This window comes from Parasphingorhabdus pacifica (genome assembly GCF_054779195.1).
In genome coordinates this window covers 593,156-606,627 of the sequence record NZ_BAAGYS010000008.1, presented here as the reverse complement: position 1 = coordinate 606,627, position 13,472 = coordinate 593,156, and the positions used below count along the sequence as shown (strand labels likewise).

At 67.8% G+C, this 13,472-nt stretch carries 10 protein-coding genes; 7 read left to right on the top strand and 3 right to left on the bottom strand.

Features of this window, described 5'->3' with window-relative positions; genetic code table 11:
• Positions 1-31 precede the first annotated feature (31 nt).
• From fdh to ACYVAN_RS14525, 5 genes are all read left to right on the top strand, one after another.
• The gene (gene fdh, locus ACYVAN_RS14545) at positions 32-3,349 is read left to right on the top strand and encodes a formate dehydrogenase (protein ID WP_460959779.1); all 3,318 of its coding nucleotides are present in this window, start codon (positions 32-34) and stop codon (positions 3,347-3,349) included.
• Positions 3,350-3,353: 4 nt separating this feature from the next.
• Entirely contained in the window at positions 3,354-4,262 is a 909-nt protein-coding gene (locus ACYVAN_RS14540) for a 4Fe-4S dicluster domain-containing protein (protein WP_460959777.1), read from the top strand.
• A gap of 5 nt (positions 4,263-4,267) precedes the next feature.
• On the top strand, positions 4,268-5,197 hold the full coding sequence (gene nrfD / locus ACYVAN_RS14535; RefSeq protein WP_460959775.1) for an NrfD/PsrC family molybdoenzyme membrane anchor subunit: 930 nt from the start codon (positions 4,268-4,270) through the stop codon (positions 5,195-5,197).
• Between the two features lie 1,033 nt (positions 5,198-6,230).
• Positions 6,231-7,565 (top strand): DUF1727 domain-containing protein, encoded by a 1,335-nt coding sequence (locus tag ACYVAN_RS14530; protein ID WP_460959773.1) that lies wholly within the window; start codon positions 6,231-6,233, stop codon positions 7,563-7,565.
• Positions 7,562-8,287, top strand: coding sequence for a type 1 glutamine amidotransferase (locus ACYVAN_RS14525; RefSeq protein ID WP_460959771.1), 726 nt, complete (start codon positions 7,562-7,564; stop codon positions 8,285-8,287). Before ACYVAN_RS14530 ends, ACYVAN_RS14525 begins: the two co-directional genes overlap by 4 nt.
• Positions 8,288-8,294: 7 nt before the next feature.
• Here the strand turns inward: ACYVAN_RS14525 and murJ are convergent, their stop codons facing one another.
• Together murJ and ACYVAN_RS14515 are read right to left on the bottom strand one after the other, a co-directional pair.
• Positions 8,295-9,920, bottom strand: coding sequence for a murein biosynthesis integral membrane protein MurJ (gene murJ, locus ACYVAN_RS14520; RefSeq protein ID WP_460959769.1), 1,626 nt, complete (start codon positions 9,918-9,920; stop codon positions 8,295-8,297).
• A gap of 110 nt (positions 9,921-10,030) precedes the next feature.
• Positions 10,031-10,519 (bottom strand): GNAT family N-acetyltransferase, encoded by a 489-nt coding sequence (locus ACYVAN_RS14515; RefSeq protein WP_460959767.1) that lies wholly within the window; start codon positions 10,517-10,519, stop codon positions 10,031-10,033.
• Positions 10,520-10,611: 92 nt separating this feature from the next.
• On the opposite strand from ACYVAN_RS14515, the gene ACYVAN_RS14510 reads away from it, so the two are divergent.
• Positions 10,612-11,112, top strand: coding sequence for a YkvA family protein (locus ACYVAN_RS14510; protein ID WP_460959765.1), 501 nt, complete (start codon positions 10,612-10,614; stop codon positions 11,110-11,112).
• 201 nt (positions 11,113-11,313) lie between these two features.
• Here the strand turns inward: ACYVAN_RS14510 and ACYVAN_RS14505 are convergent, their stop codons facing one another.
• A complete protein-coding gene (locus tag ACYVAN_RS14505; protein WP_460959763.1) occupies positions 11,314-12,468 on the bottom strand; it encodes an acyl-CoA dehydrogenase in 1,155 nt (384 codons plus the stop codon).
• Positions 12,469-12,634: 166 nt separating this feature from the next.
• Between ACYVAN_RS14505 and ACYVAN_RS14500 the strand changes: the two genes are divergently transcribed.
• A complete protein-coding gene (locus ACYVAN_RS14500) occupies positions 12,635-13,387 on the top strand; it encodes a TetR family transcriptional regulator (RefSeq protein WP_460959761.1) in 753 nt (250 codons plus the stop codon).
• Positions 13,388-13,472: the final 85 nt, after the last annotated feature.

Here is a 13,472-nt window from a genome sequence, read left to right as displayed (position 1 = left end):
TTCTGGGGCAGCCGAGCGTAGGGAGATCAGCATGCCGGAATGGTTGCGGTGGCCCGTCGTTCGGCAGGTCACCGGGTCCGACCCACTGGGCAGGGGAGCCGCTGCGCGCTCGCCGCGCACGGACGCCACACGCGCTCGCACGGCGCAGGCCGATTCCGTGGTGCGTTCGGTGTGCCCCTATTGCGCCGTCGGATGCGCGCAGAAGGTCTTCGTCCGCGACGGCGAGGTCACGCAGATCGAAGGTGACCCGGATTCGCCCATCAGTCGCGGGCGACTGTGCCCGAAGGGGGCTGCGAGCCGGGAACTCGTGACCTCGCCCGGCCGCCAGACGAAGATCCGCTACCGGAGGCCCCACAGCACCGAGTGGGAGGACCTCGACCTGGACACCGCGACCGACATGATCGCCGAGCGGGTGCTGGCCACCCGCGACGCGACCTGGGAGCAGACCGACGATCGAGGCCGGTTGCTGAACCGCACGATGGGCATCGCGAGCCTCGGAGGAGCGACCCTCGACAACGAGGAGAACTACCTCATGAAGAAGCTCTACACCGCCCTCGGTGCGGTCCAGGTCGAGAACCAGGCCCGCATTTGACACTCCTCCACGGTTCCCGGTCTGGGGGCCTCCTTCGGGCGCGGTGGCGCCACGACTTTTCAGCAGGACCTCTCGAACGCTGACTGCATCGTCATCCAGGGGTCCAACATGGCCGAGGCGCACCCGGTCGGTTTCCAGTGGGTGATGGAGGCCAAGCAGCGCGGCGCCAAGGTCATCCACGTCGACCCGCGATTCACGCGTACTTCCGCGATGGCCGACCAGCACGTGTCTCTGCGCGCGGGCAGCGACATCGCGTTCCTCGGCGGGCTGATCCACCAGGTGCTGGAGAACGACGCCTACTTCCACGAGTACGTCGTCAACTACACGAACGCAGCGATGGTCGTGGGCGAGGAGTTCGCGGACACCGAGGACCTCGACGGCGTCTTCTCCGGTTTCGATCCCGAAGCGGGCAGCTACGACACGACGTCTTGGCAGTACGAAGGGACCACGGCGCTGCCCGCGGTCGGCGGGCACGGAACGGAAGTAACCCCTCCGAGTACCCGGCACGGCCGCGAGCGGGACACCAGCAAGCCCGAGCGGACCGGTTCGGGCGGGCCCGTCTACCACGGCGAGCCGGAGGTCGATCCGACGCTGCGGCACCCCCGCTGCGTGTTCCAGATCCTGCGCAGGCACTACTCCCGGTACACCCCGGACAAGGTCGAGCAGGTGTGCGGCGTGCCCCGGGACGAATTCCTGCGGGTCGCCCGAGCGTTGATCGACAATTCGGGGCGGGAACGGACCAGTGCGTTCGCCTACGCCGTCGGCTGGACCCACCACACCGTCGGTGTCCAGTACATCCGCGCGGCCTCGGTGCTGCAGCTGCTGCTCGGCAACATAGGTCGGCCCGGAGGCGGCATCCTCGCGCTGCGGGGACATGCGAGCATCCAGGGTTCCACCGACATCCCGACCCTGTTCAACCTGTTGCCCGGCTACATTCCGATGCCCCACTCCCACACCGACGCCGATCTGGAGGCCTTCGTCGCGGAGGACGAGCAGGCGAGCGGGTACTGGGGGAACATGCGCTCGTACATCGTCAGCCTGCTCAAGGCGTGGTGGGGCGAGAACGCGACAGCCGAGAACGAGTTCTGCTTCGACCGGCTGCCCCGCCTGACCGGCGACCACGGCAGTTTCCAGACCGTGACCGATCAGATCGACGGGAAGGTCAAGGGGTACTTCCTGGTGGGGGAGAACCCGGCGGTGGGGACCGCGAACGCCAAGCAACAGCGCATGGGGTTGGCCAATCTGGACTGGTTGGTCGTTCGCGACCTGAACATGATCGAGAGTGCGACGTTCTGGAAGGACGGCCCCGAGATCGAGAGCGGTGAGATGTCCACCCAGGACATCGGCACCGAGGTGTTCTTCCTGCCCGCCGCCGCCCACACCGAGAAAGACGGCACGTTCACCAACACTCAGCGGTTGCTGCAGTGGCACCACAAGGCTGTGGAACCGCAGGAGGACCAGCGCAGCGACCTCTGGTTCTACTACCACCTTGGCCGCCGGATTCGGGAGAAGCTGCGCGAACGGCAGCCGGACCGGACCCCGCTCCAACGCGAGCGCGATCGCGCGATACTCGAACTGACCTGGGACTATCCGGTCGAAGGAGACCTCCGGGAGCCCAGTGCCGAGGCGGTGCTGCGCGAGATCAACGGCTCTGCCGCCGACGGGTCCCCGATGTCCTCGTACACCGGGTTGCAATCAGACGGGACCACCTCGTGCGGCTGCTGGATCTACTGCGGCGTGTTCGCCGACGATCTCAACCAGGCCGCCCGGAAGCGGCCGGGCGGCGAGCAGTCGTGGGTAGCGCCGGATTGGGGCTGGGCATGGCCCGCGAACCGCCGCACCCTTTACAACCGGGCGTCCGCGGACCCCGAGGGCCGCCCGTGGAGCGCACGCAAGGCCCACGTGTGGTGGGACGCGGACTCCGGAGAGTGGACCGGCTACGACGTTCCCGACTTCGAGAAGGAGAAACCTCCCGACTACACGCCCGAAGCGGGGGCGACCGGACCCGCAGGTCTAGCGGGCACCGACCCGTTCATCATGCAGAGCGACGGCCGCGGCTGGCTGTACGTCCCGGCCGGTCTCGTGGACGGTCCGCTGCCTGCGCACTACGAGCCGCAGGAATCGCCGCTGGAGAACCGGCTGCACGACCATCAGCAGCGCAATCCCGCCCGCCAGGTCAACTCCCGGCCGGAGAACCGGTACCAGCCCAGCGGACTCGAAGTCGGCAGCGAGGTGTACCCGTACGTGTACACGACCTTCCGGCTCACCGAACACCACACCGCGGGCGGGATGAGCCGTTGGCTGCGCCACCTGAGCGAACTCGCACCCGCGATGTTCGTCGAGCTCTCGCCCGAACTGGCCGCGGAGCGGAAGCTGGAACACCTGGGGTGGGCCACGCTCGTGACCGCACGCAGCGCCATCGAGGCGCGAGTGCTGGTGACCCGACGAATGCGCCCGCTGCGACACGGAGATCGGACGATCCACCAGATCGGGATTCCCTGGCACTGGGGACCCAACGGGATCACCACCGGAGACGCTGCCAACGAGCTCATCGGAGTGGCGCTGGACCCCAACGTGCACATCATGGAGACCAAGGCCGGGACCTGCGACATCCGGCCGGGGAGGCGTCCGCGCGGGGAAGCGTTGCGGCACTACGTCGAACAGTACCGCCGGCGCGCGGGCATCACGGAGATGACCGGAACCGAGTACGCCGACGATCCGAGGCGTACCGGGGACGAGGAATGGGGAGGAGCGTGACAGCGTGACCGACAATCGGCTCAGCGGACCGTTGAGCGACCCGGCGGGGGAGGCCGGTTATGCCTCCGATCATCCCGAGCGCGTCGGTTTCTTCACCGACACCAGCGTGTGCATCGGCTGCAAGGCATGCGAGGTCGCCTGCAAGGAGTGGAATCTCCTCCCGGAGGACGGCCTGGAACTGACCGGGATGTCCTACGACAACACCGCCGAACTCGGCGCGAGCACGTGGCGGCACGTGGCGTTCATCGAGCAGCGGGTGGAGAGCCCGAACTCCGGCGTGGTCGACCTCGGAATGCCCGATTCAGCACCGCCGGGTGGCCAGACGACGCCCACCTCGGACGGCTCCTCGGTTCGCTGGCTGATGTCCTCCGACGTGTGCAAGCACTGCACTCACGCGGCATGCCTCGACGTGTGCCCGACAGGTGCGCTGATCCGCACCGAGTACGGGACCGTCCTGGTTCAGGACGACGTGTGCAACGGGTGCGGTTACTGCGTTCCCGCGTGTCCCTACGGTGTCATCGACACCCGGCCGGACAACGGGGGTGCTTTCAAATGCACTCTGTGCCAGGACCGTCTCGGCGAAGGCCTCGCGCCCGCGTGTGCTTCGGCCTGCCCGACCGAGTCGATCCAGTACGGCCCGCTCGACGAGCTGCGGGAGAAGGCGGCGATGCGCGTCGAGGAACTGCACGCCAACGGTGTCACGGACGCGCGCCTGTACGGCCACGAGCCGGACGACGGCGTCGGAGGCGACGGCGCGTTCTTCCTGCTGCTGGATGAGCCGGAGGTGTACGGCCTGCCTCCGGATCCGGTCGTCACCACACGCGACTTGCCTTCGATGTGGCGTCATGCCGGGGCTGCCGCGTTGACCGCCGCGCTGCTGGTGGCGGGCTCGTTTCTCGGGAAGCGGAGGTGAACCGGATGCAGCGCACCGTCGAGGCGCCGGAGTCGGACGCGGGTTTCCGTTCGTACTACGGGATGCCGGTGATCAAGGAACCGGTGTGGAAGGTGCCGGACGTGCCCGCCTACCTGTATCTGGGCGGTGTGGCCGGTGCGAGCTCGATGATGGCGGTGTGCGCCGACATCACCGGGCAACGGCGCCTGGCCCGGGTCGGACGCCTCGCGGCGGCGGTGGGGTCGACGGCGAGCGTCGGCGCGTTGATCCACGACCTCGGCAGGCCTACCCGCTTCCTGAACATGCTCAGGGTGTTCAAGCCGACGTCTCCGCTGAGCGTCGGTTCGTGGATACTCGCACCGTTCTCCACACTGGCCGGCGGTGCCGCCGCCAGTGAGGTCACCGGGTGGTTCCCGGTGCTGGGGCGGCTTAGCGCTGGTGCCGCCGGTGTCCTCGCCCCGGCGATGACGACCTACACGGCGGTGTTGCTCTCGGACACGGCCGTGCCGGGCTGGCACGAGCTGTACCGCGAACTCCCGTTCGTCTTCGCCGGCAGCGCGCTTTCCAGCGCCGGTGCAGTGGCTATGATCGCGACCCCGGCAGGGCAGGCGCGACCGGCGCGACGGATGGCCGTGGCCGGGTCGGTGCTCGAGCTGGCCGCCGAGCACCGGATGCAGCAGCGCGCAGGTCTGGTCGGTGAGGTTTACGAGCAGGCACGACCCGGTCGGGTGTTGCGTGCGGCACGTGCGTTGACCTGGGTGGGTGCGGCTGCCGCCGTATTCGGCGCGCGGAGTCGTGCACTGGCGGTCGCCTCCGGCCTGTGCCTCACCACCGCCGCGGTGGCGACCCGGTACGGGATCTTCGAAGCCGGCCGCGTCTCCGCGCGCGATCCCAAGTACACGGTCGTGCCGCAACGCCGTCGCGCGAGCGCCGCTGCCGGGTCGGGCTCCGCGTAAGGGAGCGATGCTCGTACGGTGCCGCGTCGCTGAGGTGGTCGCCACCCATGGATGGGCAGTGCATCGAGTCGCGGACCAGTACTGGTCGCACCGGGTCGCAGTGCGGTCGCACCGCAGTGGACGATGCACAGCCCGTGACCGAGCACCCTCCAACGGGCGGGTCCTGTAGGTTTATCTGTATCTGCTGTTTCAGTGTAGACCGAAATTAATCGTTGGAAACGGGGTCGATTCACCAGTGCGACGAGCGAATCGCCGAACAACGCACCGCAGGGCAGCCCGGATCCTCGATGATGTGGTCAGTCCAGGTTTCTGCGTCGCAGATCCGTGCGAATGTCCCAGACCGTCCACAGAATTCCGGCGAAGGCGGCACTGCCGAGCAGCATCAGGGTGACGGCTTCAGTCATCGGATCCCCTCCTCGTCGAGGGTCGTTGCCGCGTGTGGCCGTTGCCCACGAGCGTCGGGGAACATCCGAGTGATCGCCGTGCGTGCAGGGGTATCCGCCCCTGACGAGTGAGACGGGTGTGTTGGGTGACACAGCGTTCCGGAAGATCGGTTTGCGGAGGTAGGAAAATGCGTGCGGGTCGCCAAAGGTGTGAGGCAATGGCCACGAATTATTGATCATTTCTGGGCTGGAGCGTCGCGGCGGGTCGCCGGATCCGCATCAACTGAGCCGTTGAGCCGATCACTCGTGGGGGAGTTCCCTGCTGCTGCGCAGGGAGCGCCGGCCCGTGGTGCGCATCCGCGCAGACCGCGTCCCGGTCCGAGCCCGGAACCGTACCGATTGGGGAGTGGGATCGCGCTCACAATCCGGCCAGCAGCCGAACGGTTTTTCCCGGTCAAAGCCGGAGGGGCGGGGCGAATCCGGGAGCGTCGGGCCGGATGTGGCGCGTGATCGCCGCGCTGTTTCGCCTGCGGGACGCCACACTGTCGAGGAAGCAGAAGCGGCAGGAACGAGACGAGTCGGCTGCGCTGAGCAGGTATTCCGCGCGGCGCCGATCGTTGCTACGCGTCTCGAAAAGGGGGGAGTGCCGGATGACTGACACTCGACGCAGCGGCTCGGATGCGGATTCACGACGCACCACTGCCCGCCAGCGGTGGCAGGTCGTACCTCCGTCGACAACACCGCCTCGGCGAAACCCGTTCCACCAGGACGTGCGCACCGCGTTGGCGGTCACCCTGGGGCGTGCCGCGGGGGCGGCGTCGAAGAAACTCGGCATGGGCAGTGGCGCGATGATCGGCGGAAGGGTCGCGCTGAGGATACAACCGCGAGCTCTGTCCCGATTGGTCCAGAGTCGGCGTGTCGTCATGGTCACCGGAACCAACGGGAAGACCACCACCACAAAAATGGTCGCCGCGGCCCTGGGCTCGCAAGGACCGGCTGCCAGCAACACCACCGGCGCCAACATGCCCGACGGGCACGTGGCCGCCCTGATGGCCGACCCGAACGCCCCGTTCGCCGCGCTGGAAGTCGACGAGCTCCACCTCACCGGAATCACCGGCGAGTTCGTCCCCGACGTGATCGTGCTGCTCAACCTCAGTCGGGACCAGCTGGACCGCGTCGGTGAAATCCGCTCGGTGGAAAGCAGCATCCGCGGAGCCCTCCATCGGGCAGCCGGTTCGCGGGTGGTGGCCAACGCCGACGACCCGAACATCGTTTCCGCAGCCGCCGACCACCCGGACGTAACCTGGATTTCGGGCGGGGCCCGGTGGCAGGACGACGCGCTCAACTGCCCCCGTTGTGGAAGCTTCCTCGTCGACCTGCAGCAGGACTGGAAGTGCGCGTGCGGACTGGCGAAACCGCTCGCGGAATGGACCGTGACCGAATCAGGCCTGCTGGGGCCCGACGGCACGGTGCACGCATCGCCGCTGCGCCTGCCCGGCCACGTCAATCGGGTCAACGCCGCGTTCGCCCTCGCCGCGGCCACGGAACTCGGTTGCGAACCCGAAGCCGCGCTGCGCCGCATCGGATCGATCGAGCAGGCGAGCGGGCGGTACGGCGACGTCGTCCTGGCCGGTCGAACAGTGCGGCTGCTGCTGGCGAAGAATCCGGCGAGCTGGTTGGAAATGCTCGACCTGGCCTCCACCCACGATCGCAGGCTGGTCCTCGTGGTCAACAGCAGGCAGGCCGACGGTTATGACGTCTCCTGGCTGTGGGACGTCGAGTTCGAAGTCCTGCGAGACCGCGAAGTCGTCGTCGCCGGAGACCGCTCGCTGGACCTCGCAGTGCGACTGCGCTACGCGGGGGTGCGCTGCGAAGTGGCCGAAACGGTTGAGAAAGCGGTGGCGGGCACCAACGGAGAACGCCCGGACGTGATCGCCAACTACACCGCCTTCCGGGATCTGTTCGCGAGGAGCGTGAGCTCATGAACACCGCTGCGGTCAGCATCGCCCTGGTTCTGCCCGACCTGCTGGGCACGTACGGGGATCGTGGAAACATGATCGTTCTCCGGCAACGCCTGCGCTGGCGGGGGATCGACAGCCGGACCGTGACCGTGCTGTCGTCCTCGGATCCGGTACCGGATTCCTGCGACATCTACCTCCTCGGTGGTGGCGAGGACGTCGCGCAAACAGCGGCCGTGCGCTTCCTGACACGTGGCCGCGGACTGCAGCGGGCCGTCGCGCGCGGGGCCCCGGTGCTGGGGATATGCGGCGGCTTGCAAGTGCTCGGAACCGGCTTCACCACCGGGGACGGTGCCCGTCAGGACGGGTTGGGACTGGTCGACGCCACCACGGAACCGGGACGGGGACGCGCGATCGGAGAAGTGACCTCGGAATGCACGCTCGACGGAATCGGCGTGCTGACCGGATTCGAGAACCACCTCGGGCGCACCAGGTTGGGACGGGACGCGAGTGCCCTCGGGCGGGTTCTGCGCGGTACCGGAAACGGGAACCAGGACGCCGAAGGTGCCGTGCACGGGCACGTGGTCTGCACCTACATGCACGGTCCGGTACTCGCCAGGAATCCGCTGCTGGCCGACCTGCTGCTGGAGTGGGCCACCGGCGGACCGCTGGAGGAACTGCCCGAACCCCCGGAACTGACGGCTCTGCGCGTGGAACGAACCCGGACCCACGTGCGTAGCCGAAAGTGACTGCGGATCACCGGCGCCCCACCAGCCCACGCAGCTTGTCCACGGCCGGAGCGAGCTCCGGCACCCGGAACAGCACCAGCAGACCGTATCCGACCGTCATCACCACCGTGCCCTGCAGCACCATCGTCAGCCAGGCCGAGGTGACCGGGGATTCCGGAGCGGCCAGCGCGTGGGCGCCCATCGAGGCAGCCACCGCGCACAGGCACCCGGCGATCGAGGCGGCCAGTGCACGCAGCATGCTGACCACGATGCGGCCGGTCCGCAGGGAGCCCAGACGGACGTAGAGCCACCACTGACCCACGACGGCTCCGACGACGAAGCTCAGCGACATGGCCAGCGCGACTCCGACGACGAGATCTTCCTCGGCCAGGGTGGCGAGGAAGACGTAGCACAGCACGCTGCGGAAGACGACCATGACCAGGTTGATCACCGCCGGTGTACGGGAGTCCTTGAGGGCGTAGAAGGCGCGCAGCTGGAGCATGCTGACCGCGAACGGCACGATGCCGAGAGCACACATGCCCAGCGTGATGCCCAACCGGCCGGCCGAGGAGACTTCGTTCTGCCCGATGGAGAAGAACGCGATCCCGATGGGACCGCCGACCAGGACCATCAGCGCGCTGATCGGCATCAGCAGCACCGCGCTCGTTCGCGTGCCCAGCGAGAGGTCCTGAACGAAATCGTCGTCCCGCCGGGCTGCCGCGGCGCGGCTGATCCTGGGCATCAATGCCGTGAGCAGGGATACCCCCAGGATCCCGTACGGCACCTGCGACAGCAGCCACGCGTAGGTGAAGGTCGAGACGCTGCCCGCGGTGCCCTGGCCGGTGACTCGGATAGTCACGACCATCCCGATCTGGCTGATGACGGTGTAGCACAGCACCCAGAAGGCGAGCGTGCCGAACTCGGCGAGCCGCTGGTCCCAACCCCAGCGCCAACGGAAACGGAAGCCGGTGCTGCGCAGTGCCACGCTCACGGCAGCGCACTGGGTGGTGATACCCAGCGCCGTCCCGACCCCGAGGATCAGCAGCTTCGGCTCGCCCATGCGGACCGGGTCGGTGGAAATCTCACCGGGCACGACCGCATAGGTGAGCACGGTGAGGATCACGACGAGGTTGTTCAGCACCGGAGCCCAGGCCGGGATACCGAACACCCCTCGTACGTTGAGGATGGCCGCCAGCAAGGCCGACAATCCGTAGAAGATGATCCCCGGTAGCAGCAGGTAGGCGAACGCGGTGGTCAGGCCGGTGTTCGCGAGGGTTTGGGGGCCCAAGTACAGCCGGGTCAACAGGGGAGCGGCGGCCACGGCGAGCACGGTCGCCGCCGCGAGCAGCACCGCGCTCATGGTGATCATCCACTGGGCGTACGAATCTCCGCGCCCGTCCTGCTGGGCACGAACCAGCAACGGCACTGCGATGCTGGTCAGCACGCCCCCGAGCAGGAGTTCGTTGACCACCGTCGGCAACGTGTTGGCGACCGTGTAGGAGTCGTTGACGACTCCCAGCCCGAGCACCGCCACCAACGCGACCTTCGCGACCAATCCGCTGATCCGGCTGACCGCGGTGGCCACGGCCATCGCGCTGCTCGCCCTGGCCAGCGATGTCGGGGGGCGGCCACGCGATTCGGCCTGCTCGACCACGTTCGTCCCCGCTTCCGGTCAGTGATCCCGGCAGAACCTGCACTCTGGCACGAAACCGGGTCGCTCGCGTTTCGAACGTCACCGGGAAGCGGGAACCCCAAAGGGCGGTGTCACAGCCTGCGGTGCATGACGTGCAGCCCCACGTAGCCCTTGTCCGGGTGTCGGAACGCTTCCGGGACGGTGCAGAGGATCTCGAAGCCGAGTGAACGCCACAGCGCCACGGCGCCGGTGTTGGTTTCGACCACGGCGTTGAACTGCATGGCGTGGAACCCGTCGGCCCGCGCCTGGTCGACGACGTGCTTTCCGAGTGCGCGGCCGACGCCACGGCCGCCGTGGTCGGGGTCGACCATGAAACTGGCGTTGGCGACGTGCGAGCCGGGCCCGTGCTGGGCGGGATGCATCTTCGCGCTGCCCACCACAGTGCCGTCCGGCTCGACCGCGACGACCGTGCGGCCCGGTGGCCGCTGCATCCAGGTTTGGCGGGCGTGTTCCTCGTCGGTATCGGGATCCCAGGTGTAGGTCTCGGCCCCGGCGATGATGCGTCGGAGGAATGGCCAGATCGAGTCCCAGTCCTGCTGGTCGGCTTCGCGGATATGCACGCGTGGAGCATGTGCGAGGTGTGCTCGTCGGCGCAAGTTTCCGCGGGCGTGACAGGCTGGGTACCGGCTGTTCGCATTCCGGAGAGGACGCGATGATCGTTTTTGGTGTGGTGCTGGTCGTGGCGGGAGCAGCCGCCTACTTCGCCGGTGCGGGGGAGCTTCCCGGTGTGTGGTGGTTGCTGGCACCCGGGCTGATCGCCGCGGGACTGGGGGTCCTCGTCGCCGGCACGGTGGCCCTCGCGCGCCGCCGCTGGCTGCTGCTGCGTGCCGCACGGCGCGTGACCGGCTCGGGCGAGGCCGTGGGAGGTCCGGTTCGGCGGGTGAAGGCGATTCCAAGGATGATCGCGGCATCGTGGCGGGGCCGCTACGCGGCTCTTCCGCGCTACCAGACCGTCCTGTGGGCGGCGGCTGTGGTCTACCTGATCTGGCCGATCGACTTGGTCCCGGAACTGCTGCCCCTGGTCGGGATCAGCGACGACATCGGCGTGGGTGCGTGGCTGCTGACCAGTCTCTACGCGGAGTCCGGCAACTACCTCGGGCAGGCCGGGCGGACGACTTCCGGGGGCCACGAGGATTCGGGTGAACTCGGCTGAGCGAGCAGCCGCGGGGCGCACACCGCCGATCTCGGCCGAGTTCTCCGCTGTCTGCTGCGTTGGGGAGCGGGGGAACCGCGCGGACCGATGCCCCACGGCCCCTGTTCCTCGTCCGTGTTGTGCGGGGTAGGGCAGGGCCGTGGGGCAGGAGCCGTTCCGAGGTTGCGGCCGGGGGCCCTCCTCCCCCCGGCCGCAACCGGATCACTTCAGCAGGGACCGCGCCATGACCATGCGCTGGACCTGATTGGTGCCCTCGTAGATCTGGGTGATCTTGGCGTCCCGCATCATGCGTTCGACCGGGAAGTCGCGGGTGTAGCCCGCTCCGCCGAACAGCTGCACCGCGTCGGTGGTGACCTCCATGGCCACGTCGGAGGCGTAGCACTTGGCCGCCGCCGAGATGAAACCCAGATTGCCCTCGCCCCGCTCGGCGCGGGCCGCGGAGACGTAAACCATGTGACGAGCGGCCTCGATCTTCATCGCCATGTCGGCGAGCATGAACTGGACACCCTGGAAATCGGAAACCGACTTGCCGAACTGCTTGCGCTCCTTGACGTAGTCCACGGCTGCGTCCAGGGCGCCCTGGGCGATACCGAGCGCCTGCGCGCCGATCGTCGGCCGGGTGTGGTCCAGCGTGCGCAGGGCGGTCTTGAAACCGGTTCCCGGTTCGCCGATGATCCGGTCGGCGGGGATCGTGCAGTCGTTGAAGTGGATCTCACGGGTCGGTGACCCCTTGATCCCGAGCTTGCGTTCCTTGCCGCCGACCTCGAAGCCCGGGTCGTCGGCGTGCACCACGAACGCGCTGATGCCGTTGGCGCCCTTGTCCGGATCGCTGACGGCCATGACCGTGTACCAGCTGGATTCGCCGGCGTTGGTGATCCAGCACTTGGTGCCGTTGAGCACCCAGTTGTCGCCGTCGAGCCGGGCACGGGTCTTCATGGCGGCCGCGTCGGATCCGGCTTCCCGCTCGGAGAGCGCGTAGGAGGCGGTCGTCTCCCCGGATGCGATGGACGGCATGACCTTCTGCTTGAGCTCCTCGGAGCCGGAGAGCAGGATCGGCATGGTTCCGAGTTTGTTGACCGCCGGAATGAGCGAGGAGGATGCGCAGACGCGTGCGACCTCTTCGATGACGATGCAGGTGGCGATCGAGTCCGCGCCCTGCCCGTCGTACGCCTCCGGCACGTGCACAGCCGCGAATCCGGACTTGACGAGGGCCTCATAGGCTTCGCGCGGGTAGCGCTCCTGCTCGTCGACCTCCGCGGCGTGCGGGGCGATCTCTTTCTCGGCCATGGAGCGCACCGCGTCCCGTAGTGCGCTGTGCTCCTCTGCCAGTTGGTAGGTCTCGAAGTCCGGGTTCACCACGCGCCTCCCGTCACCAGCTCAGCGCTGGCAGCTCAGGTCCGTCAGATTCCGTGCGAATGTCGCCGCCGAACGCTTCCGCGTCAGGGCTCGGGTCGCTTGCACCGCGCCCGAAGCGTAGCGGCACTGAGTGCCACGAGCAATCCGCGCCTGTATATTCGCACCCATGTCCGACGCAGCGGTACCCGCTCCGAAGTCCCGGGAAGGCCGAACCGTTCAGGGACGGCGTCGGGTGCGAAGCGCACTGGCCCTGGCGGCGATGGACCTGTTCGCCGCGCAGGGCTTCGAGGCGACCACCATCGATCAGATCGCGGATGTCGCCGGAGTGGGGCGCCGGACGTTCTTCCGCTACTTCCGCTCCAAGGAAGACGTCGTGTTTCCGGGACACGACGAGCAGCTGGCCGAAGTGGTCGAGATGCTTCGCGCCGACGAGCGCAGCGAATCACCGCTGGTGGTCGTCAGTCGGACGGCGGCGCTCGTCCTCGAGATGTACCTCGCCGATCCGGAAGTGTCGCTGAAGCGTTTCGAGCTGACCAGGCAGGTTCCCTCTTTGCGGGACAAGGAGATCGCCAGCATCGACGGGTACGAGCGGGTGTTCGCGCGGTATCTGCGGGAGCGGTTCGCGGGGGAGGGGAGCGGTCCGTTGCGCGCGGCCGTCGCCGCCTCGGCGATCGTGGCCGCGCACAACCACGTGCTGCGTCAGTGGCTCAAGAGCGGCGGCGAGATCGACGCCCATCAGTCCCTGGAGAGCGCGCTGCGGCTCGTTCGCGAAGCGCTGTCCGACTCCTGGGACGACCCGGGTAAATCCGACCAAGGTGAATCCGACCAGGTGGTGGTTTCGGTGGTGCGTACCGGTTCCTCCACCGGAGCGGTCATGAAGCAGCTCGAGCAAGCGTTGCGGGATCTCCCGCAGGACTGAGCCACGTGTGGCACTTGGTGCCGCGAGCCACTGGCGAATGACGATTCTATTACCTCCATTATTTCAGTATCAATCGAATTTAATC

Bases quoted from the DNA above. Each gene is read 5' to 3' on its own strand.
- nrfD (WP_460959775.1), top strand. From the start codon at position 4,268: ATGCAGCGCACCGTCGAGGCGCCGGAGTCGGACGCGGGTTTCCGTTCG.
- ACYVAN_RS14530 (WP_460959773.1), top strand. From the start codon at position 6,231: ATGACTGACACTCGACGCAGCGGCTCGGATGCGGATTCACGACGCACC.
- ACYVAN_RS14525 (WP_460959771.1), top strand. From the start codon at position 7,562: ATGAACACCGCTGCGGTCAGCATCGCCCTGGTTCTGCCCGACCTGCTG.
- ACYVAN_RS14510 (WP_460959765.1), top strand. From the start codon at position 10,612: ATGATCGTTTTTGGTGTGGTGCTGGTCGTGGCGGGAGCAGCCGCCTAC.
- ACYVAN_RS14500 (WP_460959761.1), top strand. From the start codon at position 12,635: ATGTCCGACGCAGCGGTACCCGCTCCGAAGTCCCGGGAAGGCCGAACC.